The 25,075-nt window shown below is 36.9% G+C and carries 19 protein-coding genes; 18 read left to right on the top strand and 1 reads right to left on the bottom strand.

Going from position 1 to position 25,075, the window contains the following annotated elements:
- The first annotated feature begins 5 nt into the window (after positions 1-5).
- The 18 genes from parE to KHA96_RS04650 all read left to right on the top strand — a co-directional run bounded on the left by parE (position 6) and on the right by KHA96_RS04650 (position 23,440).
- Positions 6-1,973: a DNA topoisomerase IV subunit B gene (gene parE, locus KHA96_RS04735; RefSeq protein ID WP_481748219.1), complete on the top strand. Its 1,968-nt coding sequence runs from the start codon at positions 6-8 to the stop codon at positions 1,971-1,973.
- Positions 1,970-4,417 carry a DNA topoisomerase IV subunit A gene (parC, locus tag KHA96_RS04730; RefSeq protein WP_213128117.1) on the top strand — a complete coding sequence of 816 codons (2,448 nt, stop codon included), beginning with the start codon at positions 1,970-1,972 and terminating at the stop codon, positions 4,415-4,417. Before parE ends, parC begins: the two co-directional genes overlap by 4 nt.
- Before the next feature lie 199 nt (positions 4,418-4,616).
- Complete coding sequence (argC, locus tag KHA96_RS04725; RefSeq protein WP_213128116.1) at positions 4,617-5,651, top strand: N-acetyl-gamma-glutamyl-phosphate reductase; 1,035 nt, start codon at positions 4,617-4,619, stop codon at positions 5,649-5,651.
- Positions 5,652-5,713: 62 nt separating this feature from the next.
- Positions 5,714-6,916, top strand: a complete 1,203-nt coding sequence (gene argJ, locus KHA96_RS04720; protein WP_213128683.1) for a bifunctional glutamate N-acetyltransferase/amino-acid acetyltransferase ArgJ — start codon at positions 5,714-5,716, stop codon at positions 6,914-6,916.
- A 16-nt stretch (positions 6,917-6,932) separates the two neighbouring features.
- Positions 6,933-7,712, top strand: a complete 780-nt coding sequence (gene argB / locus KHA96_RS04715; RefSeq protein WP_213128114.1) for an acetylglutamate kinase — start codon at positions 6,933-6,935, stop codon at positions 7,710-7,712.
- A 1-nt stretch (position 7,713) separates the two neighbouring features.
- Entirely contained in the window at positions 7,714-8,871 is a 1,158-nt protein-coding gene (locus KHA96_RS04710) for an acetylornithine transaminase (RefSeq protein WP_213128113.1), read from the top strand.
- 69 nt (positions 8,872-8,940) lie between these two features.
- Positions 8,941-9,996, top strand: a complete 1,056-nt coding sequence (locus KHA96_RS04705; protein WP_213128112.1) for a carbamoyl phosphate synthase small subunit — start codon at positions 8,941-8,943, stop codon at positions 9,994-9,996.
- On the top strand, positions 9,989-13,093 hold the full coding sequence (locus tag KHA96_RS04700; RefSeq protein WP_213128111.1) for a carbamoyl phosphate synthase large subunit: 3,105 nt from the start codon (positions 9,989-9,991) through the stop codon (positions 13,091-13,093). The genes KHA96_RS04705 and KHA96_RS04700 overlap by 8 nt, the downstream gene beginning before the upstream one ends.
- Positions 13,093-14,040, top strand: coding sequence for an ornithine carbamoyltransferase (argF, locus tag KHA96_RS04695; protein ID WP_213128110.1), 948 nt, complete (start codon positions 13,093-13,095; stop codon positions 14,038-14,040). The genes KHA96_RS04700 and argF overlap by 1 nt, the downstream gene beginning before the upstream one ends.
- A 245-nt stretch (positions 14,041-14,285) precedes the next feature.
- Positions 14,286-14,612 carry an alpha-glucuronidase family glycosyl hydrolase gene (locus KHA96_RS04690; RefSeq protein ID WP_213128682.1) on the top strand — a complete coding sequence of 109 codons (327 nt, stop codon included), beginning with the start codon at positions 14,286-14,288 and terminating at the stop codon, positions 14,610-14,612.
- Positions 14,584-14,814: a hypothetical protein gene (locus tag KHA96_RS04685; RefSeq protein WP_249315263.1), complete on the top strand. Its 231-nt coding sequence runs from the start codon at positions 14,584-14,586 to the stop codon at positions 14,812-14,814. The genes KHA96_RS04690 and KHA96_RS04685 overlap by 29 nt, the downstream gene beginning before the upstream one ends.
- 83 nt (positions 14,815-14,897) lie before the next feature.
- Entirely contained in the window at positions 14,898-16,010 is a 1,113-nt protein-coding gene (gene uxuA / locus KHA96_RS04680) for a mannonate dehydratase (RefSeq protein ID WP_213128108.1), read from the top strand.
- 568 nt (positions 16,011-16,578) lie between these two features.
- Complete coding sequence (locus KHA96_RS04675) at positions 16,579-17,547, top strand: ABC transporter permease (RefSeq protein WP_213128107.1); 969 nt, start codon at positions 16,579-16,581, stop codon at positions 17,545-17,547.
- A 13-nt stretch (positions 17,548-17,560) separates the two neighbouring features.
- On the top strand, positions 17,561-18,421 hold the full coding sequence (locus tag KHA96_RS04670) for a carbohydrate ABC transporter permease (RefSeq protein ID WP_213128106.1): 861 nt from the start codon (positions 17,561-17,563) through the stop codon (positions 18,419-18,421).
- 81 nt (positions 18,422-18,502) lie between these two features.
- Positions 18,503-20,110 (top strand): extracellular solute-binding protein, encoded by a 1,608-nt coding sequence (locus tag KHA96_RS04665; RefSeq protein ID WP_213128105.1) that lies wholly within the window; start codon positions 18,503-18,505, stop codon positions 20,108-20,110.
- A 436-nt stretch (positions 20,111-20,546) separates the two neighbouring features.
- Complete coding sequence (locus KHA96_RS04660; RefSeq protein ID WP_213128104.1) at positions 20,547-21,698, top strand: Gfo/Idh/MocA family protein; 1,152 nt, start codon at positions 20,547-20,549, stop codon at positions 21,696-21,698.
- Positions 21,699-21,718: 20 nt separating this feature from the next.
- Positions 21,719-22,816, top strand: coding sequence for a Gfo/Idh/MocA family protein (locus KHA96_RS04655; protein ID WP_213128103.1), 1,098 nt, complete (start codon positions 21,719-21,721; stop codon positions 22,814-22,816).
- Positions 22,817-22,978: 162 nt separating this feature from the next.
- Positions 22,979-23,440 (top strand): staygreen family protein, encoded by a 462-nt coding sequence (locus KHA96_RS04650; protein WP_213128102.1) that lies wholly within the window; start codon positions 22,979-22,981, stop codon positions 23,438-23,440.
- A gap of 33 nt (positions 23,441-23,473) precedes the next feature.
- Here KHA96_RS04650 and KHA96_RS04645 read toward each other — a convergent pair whose 3' ends face one another.
- On the bottom strand, positions 23,474-25,045 hold the full coding sequence (locus KHA96_RS04645) for a Vga family ABC-F type ribosomal protection protein (RefSeq protein ID WP_213128101.1): 1,572 nt from the start codon (positions 25,043-25,045) through the stop codon (positions 23,474-23,476).
- Positions 25,046-25,075: the final 30 nt, after the last annotated feature.

Genomic DNA, 25,075 nt, shown 5'->3' with positions numbered 1-25,075 from the left:
AAAATATTACAAACTTTGAATATAATGATGATTCAATACAAGTATTAGAGGGACTAGAAGCAGTTAGAAAGCGTCCTGGTATGTACATTGGATCAACAGATTCAAGAGGACTGCATCATTTAGTATACGAAATCGTTGATAATTCCGTTGATGAAGCGCTTGCCGGTCAAGGAAGCGAAATTATTGTAAAAATTCATAAAGACAATAGCATCAGTGTCGAGGATAAAGGTCGGGGGATGCCTACCGGAATGCATCAAACTGGAAAACCGACAACAGAAGTAATTTTTACGGTCTTACATGCAGGTGGAAAATTTGGACAGGGTGGTTATAAAACAAGTGGTGGACTTCATGGAGTTGGAGCCTCTGTTGTAAATGCTCTCTCTGAATGGCTCATAGTCACAATCAAACGTGATGGCCATATATTTGAACAAAAATTCCATCATGGCGGTAAGCCCGAGACAACGCTTGAAAAAATCGGAACGTCAAAGCAAACAGGTACAAAAATTCATTTTAAACCTGATCCATCCATTTTTAGCACAACAATCTTTAATTATGATTTACTTTGTGAAAGATTAAGGGAATCCGCGTTTTTACTAAAGGGATTAAAAATAGAAGTAATAGATCTTCGTCATGATCAGCGGGATGTATTTTATTATGAAAATGGAATTGAAGCATTTGTCGAATATTTAAATGAAGAAAAAGACGTGTTGCACCCAGTTGCTTCTTTTGAAGGAGAAGCAAATGATATTGAAGTGGAATTTGCCTTCCAATTTAATGATGGATTTTCGGAAAATATGCTTTCCTTTGTCAATAATGTAAGAACAAAGGATGGTGGAACCCACGAGGTTGGCGCTAGAACAGCTATGACGAGAATCTTTAATGAATATGCAAGAAAAACTGGCTTATTAAAAGAAAAAGATAAAAATCTAGAAGGCACTGATATAAGAGAAGGTCTTTCCGCCATTGTTTCTGTAAGAATTCCAGAAGGCATGCTTCAATTTGAGGGGCAAACAAAAGGGAAACTTGGTACGTCAGAAGCAAGATCGGCCGTTGATACAGTGATCACAGAGCATTTAACTTATTTTCTTGCTGAAAATCACGACGTTAGTTCATTACTTGCAAAAAAGGCCGTAAAAGCTGCTCAAGCACGAGAAGCCGCTCGAAAAGCACGTGAAGAAGCAAGAAGCGGAAAAAAACGCCGGAAAACAGATGCACTTTTGTCTGGTAAATTAACGCCTGCTCAATCACGCAATCCACAAAAAAATGAATTATACCTTGTAGAAGGTGACTCCGCTGGCGGATCTGCAAAGCAAGGCAGAGACCGGAAATTCCAAGCAGTGCTGCCACTTCGCGGAAAAGTTATCAACACTGAAAAAGCTAAGCTCCAAGATATTTTTAAAAATGAAGAAATCAATACAATTATTCACACAATTGGTGCTGGGGTAGGACCTGATTTTAGTTTGGAAGATGTTAATTACGATAAGATCGTAATTATGACAGACGCTGATACGGACGGAGCTCATATTCAAGTTTTACTTTTGACTTTTTTCTACCGTTATATGAAGCCATTAATTGAGGCGGGGAAAGTATATATAGCGCTTCCACCTCTTTATAAGGTTAGTAAAGGGAGCGGTAAAAAAGAAGTCATTGAATATGCTTGGACAGACGATGAGCTAGCAGGTGTGACGAAAAAAGTTGGAAAGGGCTATATGCTCCAGCGCTATAAAGGACTTGGAGAGATGAATGCCGACCAGCTTTGGGATACAACGATGAATCCGGAGACGAGAACGTTAATTCGTGTTTTGATCGATGATGGGGCAAGGGCAGAAAGAAGAGTGACGACGCTCATGGGTGACAAAGTTGAACCGCGTAGAAAATGGATTGAGAGCAATGTTCAATTTGGCCTAGAAGATGACCAAAGTATATTAGAAAATGATAATTTGACAACGGAAGGGGGATATCCGTTCTCATGAGTTTACAGGAGAAATTTCAAGATTTACCACTTGAAGAAGTGATTGGTGACCGCTTTGGCCGGTACAGTAAATATATTATTCAAGAACGTGCATTGCCTGATGCAAGAGACGGATTAAAACCTGTACAACGCCGGATTTTATTTGCGATGCATATGGAAGGAAATACGGCGGACAAAGGTTTTCGTAAATCTGCAAAAACAGTTGGAAATGTAATTGGTAATTATCACCCTCATGGTGATACATCAGTATATGATGCTATGGTTAGGATGAGTCAGCCATGGAAAGGCCGACAAATGCTTGTGGAAATGCACGGAAATAACGGAAGTGTCGACGGAGATCCTGCTGCTGCTATGCGTTATACAGAAGCTCGTCTTTCCCATGTAGCATCAGAATTATTACGCGATATTGATAAAAGAACTGTTGATTTTGTTCCTAACTTTGATGATACATCGTCAGAGCCAACCGTTTTGCCAGCAAGGTTTCCTAACTTGCTCGTAAATGGTTCTACAGGGATCTCAGCAGGTTATGCGACAGACATCCCTCCTCATCATTTAGGTGAGGTCATTGATGCGGTCATTATGCGAATCGAAAAGCCAATGAGTACTGTTGATGATGCGATGACTGTTTTAAAAGGACCTGATTTCCCTACCGGAGGGATTATTCAAGGAGTCGACGGCATCAAAAAAGCGTATGAAACGGGCCGCGGAAAAACGATTGTTAGAGCAAAAACAGAAATAGAATCCATACGCGGAGGACGCCAACAAATTGTCATTACGGAAATCCCATACGATGTCAATAAAGCGAATCTAGTAAAAAAAATGGATGAATTCCGACTTGACCGTAAGCTTGAAGGAATAGCTGAAGTTCGAGATGAAACAGATCGAACAGGTCTAAGGATTGTCGTAGAATTAAAAAAAGAAGCAGATGCCGATGGTGTATTAAACTATTTATTTAAAAATAGTGATCTTCAAGTAACGTATAATTTTAATATGGTCGCTATTGATAAACGCAGACCTAAACTAATGGGACTTCTTGACCTGCTTGATGCATATATCGGCCATCAAAAAGAAGTAGTGACAAATCGTTCGAGATATGAACTTGAAAAAGCGAAGGAAAGACATCATATAGTTGAAGGGCTAATGAAGGCACTTTCCATTCTGGATGAAGTGATTGCAACTATTCGTGCATCTAAAGATAAACGTGATGCTAAAGATAATCTCATCAAAAAATATGATTTTACGGAAAAACAAGCAGAAGCAATTGTCTCGCTCCAATTATATCGATTGACGAACACTGATATTACAGCTCTTCAGGCCGAAGCAAGCGAGCTGATCAATACGATCGAATATTTAACAGGAATTTTAGAAAGTGAAAAGAAACTTTTAAATTTAGTGAAAAAAGAGCTAAAAGAAATTAAGAAAAAATATGCGGATGCGAGGCGCACCGTAATAGAAGAAAAGGTTTCAGAAATTAAGATTAATCTTGAAGTTATGATTCCAAGTGAGGATGTCATCGTAACCGTGACAAAGGAAGGGTATATTAAAAGGACAAGTATGCGTTCTTATTCAGCTTCAAACGGCCAGGAACTTGCGATGAAAGAATCAGATTGGCTCCTTTTCATGCAAGAAATAAATACAACTGATACTATATTGTTATTTACGAATAAAGGTAATTATTTATTTATGCCTGTCCATGAATTACCAGATATTCGTTGGAAAGATATTGGACAACATATTGCAGCTATAATGCCAATCGCGCGTGATGAAGAGATTATAAAAGCAATTCCGGTTAAAGAATTTACTGAAAACGAGTTCCTCATCTTTTTCACAAAACAAGGAATGGTAAAGAAAACATCGTTAGATTTATATAAAGCCCAACGATATTCACGACCACTCGTTGCGATTAACTTAAAAAATGATGACCAAGTTGTAGATGTGCATATTACGGATGGAACGAAAGACATATTTATTGCGACACATACAGGGTACGGATTATGGTATTCAGAGGATGAAGTAAATCAAGTCGGGGCAAGGGCAGCAGGTGTAAAAGCCATTAATTTAAAAGATCATGATTATGTCGTGAATGGAGAAGTATTCACTGCAGGTGAAAGTGATGTTAGTATCCTTATTGCTACACATAGAAGTGCTATCAAAAAAATGAAGCTGTCTGAATTTGAAAAAGCAAGCAGAGCAAAACGAGGTGTTGTATTATTAAGGGAATTGAAAAATAATCCACACCGAATCATTGGTATGAAAGTTGTAGACAATCGCGATGAATTAACACTTATAACCGAAAAAGGACAAGAAGAAACGATTTATAGTGCGAGCATTAGATATAATGATCGTTATTCAAATGGTTCATTTATAATGGATGTAGCTCAAAGTGGAGAAGCGAAAGTATTGTTTAGAAGTGCTCAAATCGGGGTAGAAGCGGAAGAGAAATGAATAAAATAAGCCTTCAAAAAGTGAAGGCTTATTTTTTATAAAGAAATTTATAAATATACTATTGTATTTATTTTTATTCACAGTATAATAGGAAACATCTAAAATAATTAATGGATTAATACGATAAAAAAATAATCAAATTAAATTTATAATGTAATATGCAAGATCCAAACTTGCAAGTAATATAGGAGTGAAATGAATGAGAGTAGGAATTGTTGGCGCAACTGGATATGGTGGAGCGGAGTTACTGCGCATTTTGCAATCTCACCCACATTTTGAAATTGCAGCTTTATATACATCTTCCAGACAAGGTAGAGAAATTTATGATCATTACCCGCATTTAACAGGGGTTATCCCTTTAACATTAGATGAAATTGATCCTATTAAAATGGCAAAAGACACGGATGTTGTATTCCTGGCAGTTCCTACTGGCATTGCTTCACAATTAGCGCCTGAACTGTTAACTGCGGGATGCATTGTCATTGATTTAAGTGGTGACTTTCGTTTGAAAAATACTGAAGACTATGAATTTTGGTATAAGCGGAATGCTGCACCAAAAGAATGGATTGAAAAAGCTGTATATTCCTTACCTGAATTAAACGGTATTTCAATAAAAGGCAGCCAATTTATTTCTAATCCAGGTTGTTATCCTACTGCCGCCCTTTTAGGTTTGGCTCCATTGGCTAAAGCCAACATTTTAAAAGAAGGTTCAGTCATAATTGATGCAAAATCAGGAGTATCTGGTTCTGGTCAATCTATAAGTCTAGGAAACATATATAGTGAGCTCAATGAAAATTTTAAAATATATAAAGTAAACGAACATCAGCACATACCTGAAATAGAGCAAATACTTAAAGAATTCGGATATGAATCTCCGATTACGTTTCAAACTCATCTTGTCCCAATGACGCGGGGAATTATGACCACTATTTACGGAACAGCCAAAGGGAAAATAACCGAAGATGAATTATGGCAGCTATATCATGAATTTTACATTAACAAACCATTTGTACGTGTAAGGAATAAAGGAATATTCCCAGCTACGAAAGAAGTGGCTGCTTCTAATTTTTGCGATATCGGGATCGCATATGATGAACGTACCGAAAGAATAACAATTGTATCTGTCATAGATAACTTAATGAAAGGAGCTGCAGGTCAGGCGGTGCAAAATGCCAATATATTGTTTGGTTATGAGGAAACCGCTGGTCTGAAATTCAGCCCTGTATACCCATAAACTGTAAAAAAAACATCAAAAGAGGAGTGATTAAATTGCAAATAACGGGTAAAGAAGAAATTATGAAAGTAGAAGAAGGAACAATTATTACCCCACTTGGCTTTTCGGCTGCAGGCCTACATACGAAAGTGAAGCGGAAACGCAATGATTTAGGTTTAATATATTGCGATGTTCCAGCAGAGGCGGCTGCTGTATACACATTAAATCAAATTATTGCTGCTCCTCTAAAAGTAACGAAAGAGAGTTTGGAGCAAGACGGAAAACTCCAAGCCATCGTTGTAAATAGTGGAAATGCGAATGCTTGTACAGGAAATCAAGGTTTATTTGATGCCCATTCAATGAAAAATGCAGTTGCAACTTTGTTGTCAATTCAAAATCATCATGTGGCCGTAGCTTCCACAGGTGTCATTGGTGAGACTATGCCGATGGATAAAATAATTCCAGGCATTGAACATCTTGTTCCTCAAAAAAACAAACAGTCTGCTTACGATTTTAATGAAGCGATTTTAACAACGGATACTTGTATGAAGGCGACTTGTTATGAAACCGTTATTGACGGTGCCAAAATTACAATGGCTGGATCTGCAAAAGGTTCAGGGATGATTGCTCCGAATATGGCGACGATGCTTGGTTTCATTACAACAGATGCGAATATTCCACACATTCATTTACAAGCTGCTTTAAGTGAAGTGACGAATAAAACGTTTAACCGTATTACCGTTGATGGAGATACTTCGACAAATGATATGGTCGTTGTTATGGCGAGCGGATTAGCGGAAAATACTTCGCTCACACCAGAGCATGAGGAATGGGAACATTTTGTCCATTTACTTGAAAAGGTTTGTGAAGATTTAGCCATCATGATTGCGAGAGATGGTGAAGGGGCTACAAAACTAATTGAAGTAAATGTACATGGTGCATTATCTGATGAAGAAGCAGGGAAAGTCGCGAAAACAGTCGTCGGTTCCGACCTTGTCAAAACTATGGTTTACGGATCCGATCCTAATTGGGGAAGGGTCATGATGGCAATCGGAAAAAGCAGGGTGACGTTAGACCCTGAAAAAATCGATATTGCTATTGGGCCATATTCACTATTAGAAAACAGTCAGCCGGCAAATTATGTAGAAGAAACATTAAGCAATTATTTAAAGAACGAAACTGTAGTTATGAATATCCACTTAAATATTGGTTCTGGATATGGAAAAGCGTGGGGCTGTGATTTAACGTATGACTATGTCCGTATTAATGCAAGCTATCGAACATGAAGGGAGGGATTCCGCAATGAAAAAAATCATCGTCATTAAGTGCGGTGGAAGCATGATTGACACTTTATCCAATGACTTTTTTAAAGGGATCAAAAACATGCAAGAGATGGGCTTTCACCCAATTATTGTCCATGGTGGAGGTCCCGCCATCAATGAACTGCTGAATGATCTCCAAATTAATTCTGAATTTGTGAATGGCTTGAGAAAAACAACTCATGAAATTATGAATGTTGTAGAAATGGTTTTATCTGGAAACATTACGAATAAATTAGTGCGTAAGCTTCAAAAACATGGGATTTCATCTATCGGAGTAACTGGCTCCGATGGAGGATTAATGTATGCTGAACCGAAAGATTTGGAGAATTTAGGTTTAGTAGGAGAGGTAACTCGTGTAAACCAACAATTTTTACTAAATTTATTGTCACTCGAAATGGTTCCTGTCATTTCTCCAATCGCGATGGGAATGAATCATGAAGATTATTATAATATCAATGCCGATACAGCAGCTGCTGAAATTGCCGTAGCTGTGAATGCAGAAAAAGTCGTATTTGTAACAGATGTTCCTGGTGTTTTAAAAGATAATGAAATCATTAGTAATGCGACCGCTTCTGAAATTATGGAATTTATTGATGATGGCATCATATCAGGAGGAATGATTCCGAAGGTAATGGCCGCTATACATAGTCTTCGCGGCGGCATGGAAGAAGCAATGATCGTCAGTGGCCATAGTCCGTTATTGGATGGAACGGGTATTATCGGAACAACGATAAAAAGGGAATTGGAGGAAGTGAAATAGAATGAACCATTTATTTGAAAACTATGCAAGATGGGACGTTGAAATCGTCTCTGGACTCGGTACTAAAGTAGTTGACTCTAACGGAAAAGAATATTTGGACTTTACATCAGGTATTGGTGTTTGTAATCTAGGACATTGTCATCCTGTCGTTGTAGAGGCCACAACAAATCAACTACATAAAATCTGGCATACATCTAATTTGTTTAAAAGCACACTTCAAGAGAAAGTTGCTGAAAAACTTACATCTCATTCGATGGGAAGTTCAGTTTTCTTCTGTAATAGTGGAGCGGAAGCAAATGAGGCAGCTATTAAACTAGCCCGTAAATATACGGGTAAATCAAAAATCGTTACATTCCAACAATCTTTTCATGGTCGTACATTTGCCACAATGGCCGCAACTGGCCAAGATAAGGTAAAGCAAGGTTTCGGCTCGATGCTGCAAACTTTTGTACATGTGCCATTCAATGATGTAGATTCGTTAAAAAAGGAAATAGATAACGATACAGCTGCCATTATGCTTGAAATTGTTCAAGGTGAAGGTGGTGTTCACATAGCAAATAAAGAATTCTTAGCTGCTGTTGAACAATTATGCAAGGAATATGGGGCCCTCCTCATCATTGATGAAGTACAGACAGGAATCGGACGCACGGGCAAACCGTTTGCTTACCAGCATTTTAATCTCGCTCCAGATATTATTACTTCAGCTAAAGCGCTTGGAAATGGCATTCCAACAGGTGCAATGATTGGAAAGAATTATTTAAAAACTGCATTTAACCCAGGCAGTCATGGATCAACTTTTGGAGGAAATCCACTTGCTATGTCGGCTGCTCATGCTACATTAGATATTCTGTTTGATGAAGAATTTCTAAATGATGTAACTGAAAAAGGAGAGTATTTTACTTCTAAGCTTGAGGAACTATTATCCCCACTAGAAAATTTTAAATGCATTCGCCATAAAGGCTTAATGTTTGGAATAGAGTTTTCCGTTGAAGTAGGTTCAATGATTAGCTTGTTAAGAGAAAATGGTTTACTTGCATTAGTTGCCGGTCCAAATGTCATAAGATTTTTACCACCTCTTACAGTTACATACGAAGAAATGAATTCAGCACTTGAAATCATTGGCAGTACTTTGCAAAATGTGGAACAAGCAATAGGCTAATATTTTTTTGATTGTTATGTATAAAAATACAACTATGAAAATAAAAATACGATGAGGTGAAGGTGCATGATGGAAGGTATGATCAAGCTGGCTAATGGAGTTACATATACCGGCCATTGGCACGGAGAGAAGACGGAATGCCATGGAGAAATGATCTTTTACACAGGAATGGGCAATTTTATAGAATTCATCTCTGATCCCGCTATAAAAGGAAAAATTGTGCTAGCCACTTATCCTAGTATCCTAAATAGTTTTATGGATAAGGAAAAGCTTGAGAGTGAGGATATTCAGCTTGCTGGACTGGTGATTCAGCAAGAATACGGAGAAGCATCCTTATCAGTTGAAAAATGGTTAAGCGTATTTAAGGAAAAATATATACCTGTTATGACGGGAATGGATACACGGTCGATCATAAAGCAGCTCCTAAAGGAAGGGGAAACCTTTGTTTCCATGAGAGCGAATGAAGTTATTATTACCAATCAAGCAAAAAGTCGTAAATTAATGATGTCATCCCCAGTTCATAAAACAGTTAATTCGAATGGAAAAACCCATATTGTAGTAATGGATTTTGCCTTGAAAAATTCCTTAATAAAATGGCTGCTGGAATCAGGTTACAAGATAACGATCGTTCCTGCTCAAACAACTGCAGCCGATATTAAAAAAATCAACCCAGATGGTGTCGTTTTTTCTGGAGGCACAGGAAATCCCTCAAACTGGAAAGCATTCTTTCCTGAATACTTGAAAATTGCAAAAGAATATCCAACAATTGGTTTTGGTCTAGGTCATCAAATATTAGCAAAAGCATTTGGGGTTCATATTAAAAAAATGAAATGGGGCCATAGAAGCTTCAAACATCCTATTATGCATATGGAAACAAATGAAGTGTATATGTCGAATCAAAATCATGGATATGAAGTATCAGAAGATGGACTTGAGTCTGCTGGATTTAATATATCTTTCCAATCGATTCAAGATCGATCCATTGAAGGTCTTTCTCATAACAACTATCCAATAGCGACATATCAGTTTCATCCCGATGGAAAAAACCAAAAACTTGAAACAATCATCAAATATGCTTTTTCTACTCAGCTGAAGCAAGCAAAAGGAGAAAACATCTATGCCTAAGCAAAAAGGTTTAAAAAAAGTTTTGGTTATTGGTTCGGGTCCAATCATAATTGGTCAGGCAGCTGAGTTTGATTATGCTGGAACTCAAGCATGTGTTGCTTTAAAAGAAGAAGACATTGAAGTCGTTCTTGTAAATAATAACCCAGCTACGATTATGACGGATGAACAATTTGCTGATATCGTTTATTTCGAGCCAATGACTGTTCAATCTATTACAGAAATTATAAAAAAAGAACAACCTGATGCTATTTTAGGTACTCTTGGAGGTCAGACAGGATTAAATTTAACCGTTCAATTATATGAACAAGGTGTTCTAGATCAATATAATGTTAAGGTACTTGGTACGACCCCTGAATCAATCATGCAAGGTGAAGATCGTGAAGCCTTTCGAGCATTAATGCATGAACTAGATGAACCTGTTCCCGACAGCTCTATCATTCATACTGTCAAAGAGGCTATCGATTTTGCTAATCATATCGGTTATCCTGTTATTATTCGTCCAGCCTATACATTAGGCGGCGGCGGCGGCGGAATTGTTTCGACTGAAGAACAATTAATATCCGTCGTAAAAAAAGGTCTTGAAGCAAGTCCAATTACACAATGCTTAATTGAAAAGAGTATTGCTGGTTTTAAAGAATTAGAGTTTGAAATGATTCGTGATGCCAACGATACATGCATTGCTGTATGCAGCATGGAAAACTTCGATCCTGTCGGTGTTCATACTGGGGATTCTATTGTCATAGCTCCTCAGCAAACATTAACGGATAAGGAATATGAAGCCCTATATGCTTCAGCAGTAAAAATTATTAGAGCATTGAAAATTGTCGGTGGCTGTAATATTCAATTTGCACAAGATCCTAACAGCTCACAATATTATTTAATCGAGGTTAATCCACGTTTAAGTCGTTCTTCTGCTCTGGCTTCCAAGGCTACAGGCTACCCTATCGCAAAAATGGCAGCAAAACTGGCACTTGGTTATTATTTACATGAATTGATTAATCCAGTTACAGGTACGACCTTTGCAAGTTCTGAACCGGTTGTTGATTATACAGTCGTGAAAATGCCTAGATGGCCATTTGATAAGTTTATAGAAGCAGACCGAAAACTCGGTACCCAAATGAAGGCAACAGGTGAAATAATGGCGATAGAACGTCATCTTCCTGCTGCACTACAAAAAGCGGTTCGTTCACTTGAAATCAAAACAATTGGACTTGAGCTAACAGGTATATCGTCATACAGTGATGGAGAGCTGTGGGATTCTGTAACCTTACCGGATGACATTCGCTTTTTTTCCATACTCGAACTGATGAGACGTGGTGTAACGAAAGAAGAAATTCATCAAGTAACTAAAATTCAGTATTTCTTTTTAGACCAATTATTGTTATTGGTCAGTTATGAGAAAAAAGCAAAAGCGGTCAATCTAGAGACTATTTCACCGGATTTATTTAAAGAGTTAAAAACACTTGGCTTTTCAGATGAGTGGCTGGCATATGTTTGGGATACTGATTTAAAAATGGTACGAGAAAAACAAAAGAAGTATGAGATTAAGCCTGTTTATAATATGGTTGATTCGTGTGCAGGCGAATTTCCGGCAGCCGCTCCTTATTTTTATTCCACTTGGAAAGGTGAAGGAGATTTAATTTCCGGAGGGAAAAAGCCAAAAATCGCCATTGTTGGTTCTGGCCCAGTACGAATTGGCCAAGGAATTGAGTTTGATTACTGTACCGTACATGGGGTTCTAGCTTTAAAGAAGGCAGGCTATGAAGCTATCTTAATCAATAATAATCCTGGAACGGTAAGTACGGATTTTCAAATTGCTGACCGCTTATATTTCGAGCCACTTCGTGTGGAAGATGTGTTAAATGTACTCGAATTTGAACAGCCAGATGGTGTCATCCTCCAATTTGGAGGGCAAACTTCCATTAATCTTGCAAAGCAATTGGAAGGGAATGGAGTACCTTTACTTTCAATTACTCAAGACCAAATTGATATAGTCGAGGATCGTGAACGTTTTTATCAGCTTCTAAAAGAATTGGATATTCCGCATATCCCAGGATTAACTGCACTAAGCGAGGAAGAACTAGTTGTAAAATCAGCTGAGATTGGTTTTCCTCTTCTCTTAAGACCATCGTACGTTATTGGTGGTCAGGGGATGATAATTATTAACAGTAATCAAGAATTACATGAACATCTAAAGAAAATTTCTTATCCTGTTTTAATTGATGCTTATTATCAAGGAACGGAAATGGAAGTAGATGTATTATCAGATGGAGAAAACATTTTTATTCCCGGTTTTTTTGAACATATAGAAAAAGCAGGAGTACATTCTGGAGATAGCATGGCAGTTACACCGCCGGTTTCTATAAATGACTTTTATCAGAATCAAGCATATGAACATGCGAAAAAAATCGCTTTAAAGCTTCATTTTAAAGGAATTTTTAATGTTCAATTCGTTATTTTTAATGATACAGTGTATGTGTTAGAGGTTAATCCGAGGGCATCACGAACTGTTCCGATTATTAGTAAAATGACGGGAGTCAATGTCATAGAAGAATGCATCAATATTTTAACAGGTGGAAAAGTTAGGGATAATCAAATATCCCAATCGTATTTCGCCATAAAAAACCCCGTCTTTTCAACAGGGAAGCTTGATGGAGTCGATCCACGATTAACTCCTGAGATGAAATCAACAGGCGAGCTAATCGCGTTTGGCAAAACATTTGATGAAGCGTTAGCTAAGGCAATCAAGTGGAATTCAAATAAAGAAACTTCAAAAATAGAAATATATATTGATGTAAAAGAAAATGAGTATGCACTTATTCAAAGTATTTTATTAAAAGAAGGTGTTTCGATCGCAAATGAAAACTATACATTTGCTGATTGGTTGAAACAAAGCGGCGGAGCCATTTTCTTAAGTCTAGGAACGACCAAAAAATCGAAAGAAATGCGGATGCAAGCATCGAATTCTCAGCTTTCAGTCATTACAGAAATGGAAACATTGCTAACGACTATAGCAGCATATAAACTAAACATTGATGAACCATTCTCTATGCAGGAATGGCATAAACAATTAACTAGTAAAGAAAGGGTGATTTGATGGTGACAACAACAGTTAATAGTTTAAAAGGGAAGCATTTATTGAGCTTATTAGAGCTTTCGACAAATGAAATCACTCAATTAATCGATGTGGCTATCGGTTTAAAGAAAATGCAAAAACAAGGGGAACCTCATCAATACTTAAAAGGAAAGACGTTGGCGATGATTTTTGAGAAATCCTCAACTAGAACACGAGTTTCCTTTGAGGTTGGCATGAATCAATTAGGAGGTCACGCGCTTTTCTTAAGCCGTAATGATATTCAACTTGGTAGAGGAGAAACCGTCCCAGATACAGCTAAAACACTTTCAAGATATGTTGATGGGATTATGATACGTGCACATGAACATATGGCTGTTGAAGAATTAGCCGATAATGCAGGTGTACCAGTTATCAATGCGTTAACAGATGATCATCACCCATGCCAAGCACTAGCCGATTTAATGACTCTTTATGAAGTGAAAGGAACATATGCAGGGAAAAAACTAGCTTATGTTGGAGATGGAAACAATGTTGCTCATTCATTAATGATTGCCTGTGCAAAACTTGGAGTAAATTGTTCCATTGCTTCACCAAAGGGATATGAACCTAAAAAGGATATTACAGAACTTGCGATTGAGATCGCTAAAGAAACGGGAGCGCATATAGAAGTGTTAAATGACCCGCAAGCCGCGGCAAGTGGTGCAGATGCTATTTATACGGATGTTTGGACAAGTATGGGATGGGAAGATGAACAAGAAGTCAGATTAAATGCTTTTAAAGCCTTTCAAGTGAACAACGAATTAATGTCTTTTGCAAAAAAAGATGCGATATTCCTTCATTGTTTACCGGCAAAACGTGGAGAGGAAGTAACTGCAGATGTAATTGATGGACCACAATCATATGTATTTGATGAAGCAGAAAATCGACTTCATGTACAGAAGGCTTTAATGGTTGCTTTAATGGGATGAATACAAAAAGATGCATGCTATTATTGATAGCGTGTATCTTTTTATTTATATTTAATTACCATACTAGTATGCAAAATTTAATTTTAATGCTACAATATGAATATCTTTTGCCCCATTGTCATTATACTTTCGTAATTGTTATCAACGAGCAATCAATATATGGAGGAGATTTATGTATGGACGCTAATCTGGCAGAACATATTACTTAGAAGGAAAGTTATGCATGCTGGCTCCAATATGAAAGAATCACAAACAAAGAATGGTATGAAAGTAATTCTTCACTTTGTCGCAGTATAGCAGTATTAGGGAATTCTCATATTTTACAATCTACTCTATTTGAATTAATAGACGGCCTTCAATCAATGCTTGGAAAAGAATTGATCATTTTTAAGAGGACAAATGAAGCTTCAATCATTCTTGGAATATACAATGATACTGATTGGCAAAACGATGGAATAGATACATATAAAATAGATGAATTAAATGAAGAGGGTAATGTTATTCAGTCAGTAAATAATGGTGAATTTGAAAGCCTTTTACTTCTTGGAAAGTCGGACAAAGCTGTACTGTAATTTTAGAGGAGTAGAACAAGTTGAAGAGCTAATAAATAATTGGAGTAAATTAGAAGATAAAATAGATGAGATACGATATGTAAATGTACGGGAACGTTTAAATCTTCAATTGGAAAATGCAAAATCTTGGCGTGATCAGATCAATACTTATTTTTATCGAAAATCAGTTATTGAAGATGAAAGTAATAGAACAATATATTAATAGTGTTTAAAAAAGAGGTTCCTTTTTCAGCATATTGTATATTAAGAGGATGATTGATGGATGAACGATAGGAGGAATATGCGTTGAGAATGGTATTTAGATGGTTTGGTAAAGGCAATGATGGAGTAAGCTTACGTCATATTAAACAAATTCCAGGGGTTGAGGGGATTGTTTGGGCACTTCACGATATACCAGCTGGTGAAGTATGGCCGTTGGACCGAATATTGGAACAGAAAAAACAAGCAGAAGAATATGGATTTCATATCGAAGTGGTTGAAAGTGTCAATGTTCACGATGATATTAAGCTTGGTCTAGCGACTAGAGATAAATATATTGATAATTATATAAAAACAATTGAAAACTTGGCCCAAGCAGGTGTAAAGGTAATATGCTATAATTTCATGCCCGTGTTTGATTGGGTAAGAACCGATTTATATAAACAATTGGAAGATGGTTCCACAGCATTATTTTATGAAGAGGCTAAAGTTGGAGGTATGGATCCATTTGAATTAATTGAAAAAATTGCCCATTACCCCGACTATACGATGCCTGGCTGGGAACCTGAGCGGTTAAAATCGATAAAGCAACTATTTGCGGCTTATAGTAATGTATCCACAGAGCGATTATGGGATAACTTGGAGTATTTTTTAAATAAGATTATACCGGTAGCTGAAAAGCATAATATTAAAATGGCTATTCATCCAGATGATCCGCCATGGGAAATTTTTGGTTTGCCTAGAATTATTACATCTCAAGAAAATATTCGAAAACTGCTAAAACTTATTGACAGCTCATCTAATTGTATAACTTTATGCAGTGGATCATTAGGGTCGAATCCCAAAAACGATATACCGGCCATAATTAAGGAATTTGCTGGCCGCATTCCATTTACCCATATAAGAAACATAAAGGTTTTTGAAAATGGGGATTTTATTGAAACATCGCATCGAACTCAAGATGGGTCGATTAATATTACAAGTATTGTAAAAACTTTTCATGAGAGCGATTTTACTGGCTATGCCCGTCCTGACCATGGAAGACATATTTGGGATGAGGAATGTAGACCTGGATATGGTTTATACGATAGAGCGCTAGGAATTATGTATCTTTGGGGAATATGGGATTCTCTCGTATATGAAAGTAAGCAAAATTCCTTATCATCACAAGTAAAGGATACATTAATCGTTGAAAGGTAAAATAATTAGGAAAAAGGTATTAAAAAATGTATTGATTATTTTGAGAATAAAAGTTATTATATAGTTAAAACTAACATACTAGTAGGTTAGTAACGGGTCAATATTCATTATAGTCGATAATAATTCAACTTATATTGAAAGCGCTTAATTATGCGAAATAACTTGATAGAAATGCATAGGGGGAGACTATGTGCAACAAATTGTCATGAAGACAGAAGCTGAAATATCCAGAAAAAAACAAGATTAATGGTCGTTCTCAGGTCGATTTGGATGGTTTGGCAACTATATTTATTATAATCGTTTATTTAAAATATGGATTGGCGACTTGTAGTAGTATTGCGTTAACGAAATGTGTACGTGAGGAAAGTGTGCTTACATAAAGAGAAAAGAATAAAACTATATCATTTTTATGAAAGCTCTAAATATTATTGAAATACACCAACGTTATTGCTAAAATACAATGTAACTACCATACTAGTATTACTGAAAATAAAAGCATCATACATAGTTTGAAAAGAGGTGATAAAAATTTATTAATAGCAAAAATGAAAGGGGATACAAAGTATCTATGAAGTTAATGGAAAGTAATATTGATCTGAATAAAAAAAAGATCATTCACAAGAAATTAAGAAAGAATAAGGGAGTACTTTATTATATAAAGCGTGATATTATACTCTACCTAATGTTGGTTCTCCCTGTGGCCTATATATTGACATTTAAATATGGATCCATGTATGGCATACAAATAGCCTTTAAAGATTACAACATGTTTGAAGGTATGAGCAAAAGCCCATGGAATAATTTTGAAACATTCAAGCAAATTTTTGCATCAAAACAATTTTTTCAGGTCGTTAGAAACACATTGGTGCTTAATGGACTAGATTTAATTGTGGGATTTCCGGCACCAATCATTTTAGCGATTCTAATAAATGAACTGAGATTTAAAAGGTTTAAGAAGGTAAGTCAGACAATACTGTATCTGCCACATTTCCTTTCCTGGGTTATTATTGGGGGGATTGTTGCTCAGTTGCTTGCACCAACAGGAATGTTAAACTCATTAATTACCCGTACGGGTGGGGATGTTTTACCGTTTCTAACGAACAAATTTGCATGGGTCGGAACTTATACTTTAGTTGGAGTATGGCAGAGTGCAGGATGGGGTACAATTTTGTATCTTGCTGCTATGACTGGAATTGACAAAGAGTTATATGAGGCTGCAGACATTGATGGCGCAGGCAGACTAAAGAAAATTTGGCATGTTACACTGCCGGGAATAAAACCGACGATTGCGATCCTTCTAATCTTGCAGCTTGGTAATATCATGGCTATTAATTTTGACCGTCCATTCAACTTGCAAAACAACCTTGTAATGGACTACGGTGACGTTATTAGTACGTATGTTTACCGTGTTGGTATTCAATCAGCAAATTTTTCAATTGGGGCAGCTGTAGGTTTGTTCCAATCCGTTATTTGCTTAGTATTTTTATTGTCATCCAATTTTATTAGTAAGAAATTGGGGGAACAAGGAATATGGTGAGGTGGGACTGACGATGTCACAAAAATTAAAGAATAGAAGTTTTGACTTTTTTGTAACATTTATTGTTTTACTATCGGTTTTTATATGCCTGGTTCCTTTTCTTTATATTCTGTCGCAATCACTTAGTTCCAATAGGGCGATTATATCCCAGTTAGTTACCATATATCCTATAGACTTTAATATAGAAGCTTATAAAGTAGTATTTACTGACAACGCTATGCTGTACTCGCTATTTTACACTGTGCTATTAGTTATCGTATATGCGTTGCTTGCATTGACAGTCACTGTATTGGCAGCGTTTGCACTGAGTAGAAAAAGGCTGAAAGGTAAAAATGTTTTATTGCTATTGATGGTGTTTACCATGTATTTTAGCGGTGGTTTGATCCCGGATTATATGCTTGTAAAGGATCTGTATCTTTTAAACACTCCATATGCACTGGTTCTTCCAGGTATGATGAGTGTATTCAATATGATTATATTAAAAACGTTCTTTCAGAATTTGCCGGAAAGCCTAGAGGAAGCTGCATACATAGATGGATGCAATGACTTGCAGATACTACTCAAAATCATGTTGCCTCTTTCAAAGCCGGCACTTGCCACAATCGCTTTACTGTATGCGGTATTCAGGTGGAATTATTTCCAGGACGCACTTTTCTATATTACAGACCAAAAGCTGTATACGATACAGCTTAAACTTTACAATGTGATCAATATTTCACAACAAATGGCTGGAGAGAATGTCAATGTGAATCTTCCTTCGGAGGCATTGAAAGCAGCAAGCATTATATTTGGTACAGTTCCGATTCTTCTAGTGTACCCATGGCTACAAAAATATTTTGTATCCGGTATTACGATTGGCGCAATTAAAGGTTGATATGGGGTTGTGAAACAGATTATTTTCATCTGATTCGCAAATTTATATAAAAAATTAAATTTACAAAAGGAGAGGCTCTTTATGAAAGTAAAGAAAATAAAAATAATCTTTGCTTCATTCACCGCTTTGGCACTTGCTGCTTTATTGGTCGGGTGTGAGAGTACATCATCAAGCAATAAGCAAAAAAGTGATACAACAGGGAAAACGACAGAGCATCGAACATTGAAAGTTGAAGTGTTTGACAGAGGCCAACCCGGTCAGCCAGATTTGAATGACAACTACTGGACAAGGTATATTAACGACACTTTTGGCAAGGAGTATAATGCAACAGTTGAGTTTGTTACAGTTCCTAGAAGTGAGGAAGTTGACAAGTTAAATGTATTAATGGCATCCAATCAGGCACCTGATATTTCCTTCACCTATAACCAAGGAGTTGTTTACAACTATGTGCAGCAGGGTGGATTGGCAGACCTTGGTCCGGCTCTTGAACAGTATGGATCTACCCTCACAAAATATCTTGGTGATGAAGTATTAAAGTATGGAAAATTTAACGATAAACAGTTTGCAATCCCGGGAAAGAGAACTGTACTTATAGCTAATAACACATTTATCCGTAAAGACTGGCTCGATAAACTTGGTTTACCTATTCCAACGACTGCAGAAGAGTTCTACAATACCATGGTTGCCTTCAAAGAGAAGAATCCTGGAAATGTACAAGGCGTTATTCCTTATGGTTTTGCACTTCAACCAGCATATCCTGGGCTAGGTTACATACCTGAAGCCTTTAAACCATCCGACCTAACCGAAGAACAGTTCGCTACAACGCAGACATTGAATATGTTCTCGAATTCAAACTGGAATATGCCTGGTTATATAGACGCTGTTAAATATGTGAACAAGATGTATAATGATGGCCTGATCAGCCCTGGTTTCGCCACTGACAAAGATGGAAAACAGTTGGATGCTGATGTTTCCAATGGAAAAGTTGGAGCATTTCAAACGAACTGGGATGGCCCGTACAGAACTGCTCCCGGTACTTTGACCAATCTCAAGAAGAATATTCCTGACGCCGAGCTTATTCCTATTGACCCTTGGGCGAATGATGCAGGGGAATATCCCAAGGCTGGGTACGCTCCAAATGGTATGTATATCATTATTCCTAAGTCAAGTAAAAATGTCGACCTTGCTATACAATATCTCAACTGGATGGCTGACCCCGAGGTAACTATCTTCCTTCAGAATGGTAAGGAAGGTGAAGATTACAACATGGTCAATGGGCTGCCAGTGCAGACAGGCACGACAACTTCAGGCGATAAGATGATGACTGTTGCTAACAACCTCGATTATGATATTCTTTCGAACGGGATTGAGCTAGGCGATCCGGAAAAGAATGCAGCAGCTATCTCAGCAGGATACCCAGGTTTTGAAAAGGAAGCGGAGAATGCATTGAAGATTGGGTCAGTGGGTTACTATGCTCCTTACTACCATTCAATTCCGAATTCTGCGGATGCAAAGAACAATGCACAGCTAACGAGCTTATCCGCTCAGATGCTGGCAAAATTAATAGCTGCTAAGCCAGCTGAAGTAGACGGCCTGTACGAATCATTAGTTCAACAGTATATGGATCAGGGCGGACAGGCGGTTTATGATGAGTTTGTAGAAAATTACAAAACGCAAAATAATAAATAATAAATTGATAGCCATTTGGAAACTGTCTCAATATGAGGCGGTTTCTTTTCAGAACAGCCTATTTGATAAAGCGCGTGAAAAAGATGCAGCTTCGAAATGAACCGAAAAATAAATTAAAAGTGGTACCATTATAGTGGAATTATTATATTAATAAATATGTTTCTGACTAACTTTAAGAATCGGGACATGGGAGATTCCTTGCAAATTCTATTGCTTTGGTCATTCCAGTATTCATTATCTTTTTAATTTTCCAGTGTCATTATGTAAAAGGGACTAGAGGGTACTTTTCAACTGATAGTAATGCTAGTAGAGCGCAAAATAGGGACGTTTAAAATAATATTGTCATGCTTAATTTTTATAGTATAAATAGTGTTTATATTACTTTTCAATGAGTGTTTTTCTTATACTATTTATTAATGGAAAGGCGGAAAATAAAATGTTGAAAATTGGGGTTATTGGAACCGGAGCTATTTCCTCTTCACATATTAATGCATATTTAAGTTTCCCCGAAAGATGTGAAATTGTTGCCTTATGCGATATCTACCCAGAAAAAGCAAAAAGTACAGCAAAGAAATTTAAACTTAATGTTGATATTTATGATAATTACCAGAATATGCTTAATCGAAGTGACATCGATTTAATCTCTGTCTGTACACCACCTTATACACATGCGGATGCGGCAATTGATATATTAAACGCTGGTAAGAATGTAATTGTGGAAAAACCAATGGCTTCTTCCCTTGAGGAATGTGACAGAATGATAGAAGCCGCAAAAAAGAATAATAAAATATTATCTGTAGTCGCACAAAATCGTTTTAGAACCCCTATGATGAAACTGAAAAATCTTCTTGATTCAAAATTAATGGGGCCAATTGTGCATACTCAGGTAGATTCATATTGGTGGAGGGGTCATAGTTATTATGATCTTTGGTGGAGAGGAACATGGGAAAAAGAAGGTGGGGGCTGCACATTAAATCATGCAGTTCATCATATTGATATATTTCAGTGGATGAACGGAATGCCTCAAGAAGTAACGGCTGTTATGAGTAATACATCACATGATAACGCAGAAGTTGAGGATGTTTCGGTAGCTATATGTAAATACGCTGATGGAAGTCTAGCCCAAATCACAAGTTCTGTCATTCACCACGGGGAAGAGCAGCAACTTATTTTCCAAGGGAAAAATGCAAGAGTATCTGTTCCATGGAAAGTAAAAGCATCTAAGTCTCAGGAAAATGGATTTCCTGAGGAAGATAAGGAACTTGAGGAAAAATTAATAGAGACTTATAATGCTCATCCCGAAGTAGAATTTGAAGGACATTCTGGCCAAATTGATAATGTGATGACTGCAATTGAAAAAGGTGAGAGCATCCTTATCGATGGGCTGCAAGGACGTCAGACTCTTGAACTTATTACGGCAATCTATCAATCTGCCAGTTTGGGTGGTACTGTAAAACTTCCATTAGAAAAAAACAGTCCTTTTTATACTAGAGAAGGCATTATGGAAAACGCCATTCATTTCTATGAAAAGAAAACAAGTGTAGAAAATTTCTCTGATAATAAGATTACAACAGGCGGCAATTATTAATTTTACAAGGAGGCACGATAATGAGCAAAAACGATGGCATGAACTATGCGCCGAAAGGAACAAAAATTTCAAGAGTAGTTGAAAAAGGTGAATTCCCTTTTGCTGCTATTGGGCTAGATCATGGTCATATTTATGGTATGGCAAATGGATTAATAGAAGCTGGCGGAGAATTAAAATTTGTGTATGATTCAGACCCTAGAAAAGTACAACGCTTTTGTGAAACATATCCAGGGGTTGTAGCAGCTTCAAAGGAAGAAATTTTCAATGACCCTTCAATCAAACTCATTGCAAGTGCAAGTATTCCTAAAGATCGAGTAACAATAGGGTTAGAGGCTTTAGATCACGGGAAGCATTATTTTGCAGATAAACCTGCTTTTACAAAATTAGAACAACTTGAAAAAGCAAGGGTGAAAGTTGTTGAAACAGGATTAAAATGGGGCATTTATTATGGTGAACGGTTGCACAATGAAGGTGCACTATTTGCCGGTCAGTTAATAGAAGAAGGTGCGATTGGAAAAGTTGTCCAGGTAATGGGGACGGGTCCACATCGCGCCAATCCTAAAGCTAGGCCAGGTTGGTTCTTCGATCCCGAATATTATGGTGGCATATTATGTGATATAGGTAGCCATCAAATTGAACAATTCCTATCCTTTGCTGGTGCAAAAGATGCAGAAGTGCTACATAGTAAAGTAGGTAATTACCACTTCCAAGATTATGAAAAGTTTGAGGATTTTGGTGATGCAACTTTAGTTGCGGATAATGGAACAACATTTTACTTCCGAGTTGATTGGCTTACGCCAGACGGTCTTGGAACTTGGGGAGACGGAAGAGTTATTATTTTAGGTACTGACGGCTATATTGAGGTTAGGAAGTATATTGATATTGCACAAAATAATACATCGAACCATTTATACCTAGTGAACCATCAAGTTGAACAGCATATTGAATGTTCAGGTAAAGTCGGGTTTCCGTTTTTCGGTGATTTTATTTTAGATTGCTTAAATGGAACTGAAAACGCCATGACTCAAGAACATGCATTTAAAGCGGCAGAATTATGTATTGTTGCCCAAAATAAAGCAATGAGAATTAAAACCGAAAAACAAGAAATTGGTAGTTAGGAGAGTGTTAAATCGATAATAATAGAGATTATCGTGCTGCCACAAAATTAGATAAATATAAACTTTTAAATATCATATAGATATGAAATAAATCAATTCAACTCACCTTAATTAGGCATTTGCCATATAATGCAGTAAACACGTAAAAAGGGGAGCTGCATAATGGAAAAGCTGCAAACCGATCAGTTTACCGTATTGATTGCACCACCCGCCACTTCATATGGACCGGTAGATGGAAGGAAATACACCCTTAGTAATTTGGAAACAGGCAATTCCCAGCATTTAACCATTGGTACAAAATACAATGTAAGCCTATATAAAAGTTGTGAAGATATCTTCACCGCCGAATGGCTATCCAAACTTGGTGAGTACGTATTTTCAGGAAGAATTTATATAAGTGGTGGGGAGTACGACGAAGAACAAGCGGTACATCGATTTAACCATTTGCATTCTTTATTGCCTGAAATGATATCTCGTATAATTAAATCTGATTACGAGCTGTTTAAGCATGTTCCTTGGCTTCTTGATGCGCCAATCTTAATCGAATATGTATCAAATTTCCAACAGCTGCGGATGATTAAAAACTATGGTACACCAAGGAAATTTCTATCTTTTCGAGATTAATTAAGTCAAGAAAAGGAATGAGAAATTGACTTCTCATTCCTTTTTTAATTTATTTTTTTTAGCAATTAATGATTGGAATTCCAACTCTAATTCATCTGAAGGCTCAATGCTTAAACGACTTAATACATCCGAAATCTTCGTTTCTAATAAAAGTAATTCATCTTCGTTTGAATTGCGATCTTTGGCGGGACTATATTGTTTATATTTCTCGTATGACCCATTAAAAATGTGAATCTTCTCATTTTCAATGGATAAAATTCGATTAGCGATTGATTGAATGAATCTTCGATCATGGGAAACGAGTAACACTGTTCCTTCATAATCTTGTAAAAGGGACTCCAGTGCTTCCACTGATTCAATGTCTAAAAAATTGGTCGGTTCATCCAAAATTAATGTGTTAATATCACTGACGAATATTTTAGCAAAAGCAACCTTTACCCGTTCTCCACCACTTAAAACTTCTACTTTTTTATAGACATCATCTCTGAAAAAGCGCAATCTTGCAAGTACAGTTCGGATAAAAGCTTCATTTTGCGAAGAGGTTGATTGTACATTTTTCAAAATGGACTCATTAACATTTAAAATATCTAGGTTTTGACTAAAGTAACCAATTTGCATGGATGGAGAGAGTGAAATTCCATCTTCCATATTCATTATTTTCTTGATTAGTGTCGTCTTTCCGCTGCCGTTTTTTCCGATGATGGCCAGCTTATCTCCACCATTTATTTCGAAACTTGCCTTTTTCCAAAGTATTCGATTTTGGATTGAGCCAACAACATCTTTTACTCGTAAAATAGTACGCCCTTTAAATGTTTCTTCGTTAGGCAGCTTCATTTTTACTGGTGGCAAATCCTTTATTTTATCTACTTTTTCCAATTTTTCTAACCGAGTTTCAATCGCTTTCGCCGCTTGTCTTAATTTCTTTTGTTTATTTGCAAAGTATGGTTTTGCTCCAGTGATTCTCGCTTCTGAAGGACTAACTTTTTTTGGAGCTTTTGTCGCGCGAGCGGCTTTTTGTTCCTTTAAAATGAGTGCTTCCTCTAATTGTTTTTTCTTTCGTTCATACTGTTCATAAGCATTTTCTTGTTGTCTTCTTTCCAATTCTTTTTGGGAGAGATAATCTGAATAATTTCCTTTATATTCCTCAACCTTCCCATCATTAATTTCCCATATTTTCGTACATAGAGAATCCAGAAAAGCACGGTCATGAGATACAAGAACAATGGCACCTTGCCATCTTTTCAATTGGCCTTCTAATTTTTCAATATGGAATGTATCCAAATTCGTTGTAGGCTCATCTGCAAAGAGTAGATCCGGTTTTTTTGCAAGTGCTCGGTTAATGTATTCTTGAGTAATCTCACCACCGCTTTTCGTTGTATTTGTGTTCTTTAACTGAGGAAGCAACACATAGTCAGCATACGAAGCAATATTTCCTTCATCTGGCGTTTGTTTTTTAGCAAGGAGCTCTAAAAGAGTCGTTTTCCCACTGCCGTTTCTTCCAACCAAACCAATACAATCCCGATCTTGAATTAACAAATGATCAATATCAATTAATAAGCGGTCTTTAATAAATAGTTTTAAATGATTCGCTTCTAATAAAACCATCATACCATCTCCATTTTTTACAAAGATGGA

The sequence above is a fragment of the Bacillus sp. FJAT-49711 genome, assembly GCF_018343715.1.
Taxonomy (GTDB): domain Bacteria; phylum Bacillota; class Bacilli; order Bacillales; family Bacillaceae_C; genus Lederbergia.
This window is presented reverse-complemented; position numbering and strand designations above follow the sequence as displayed.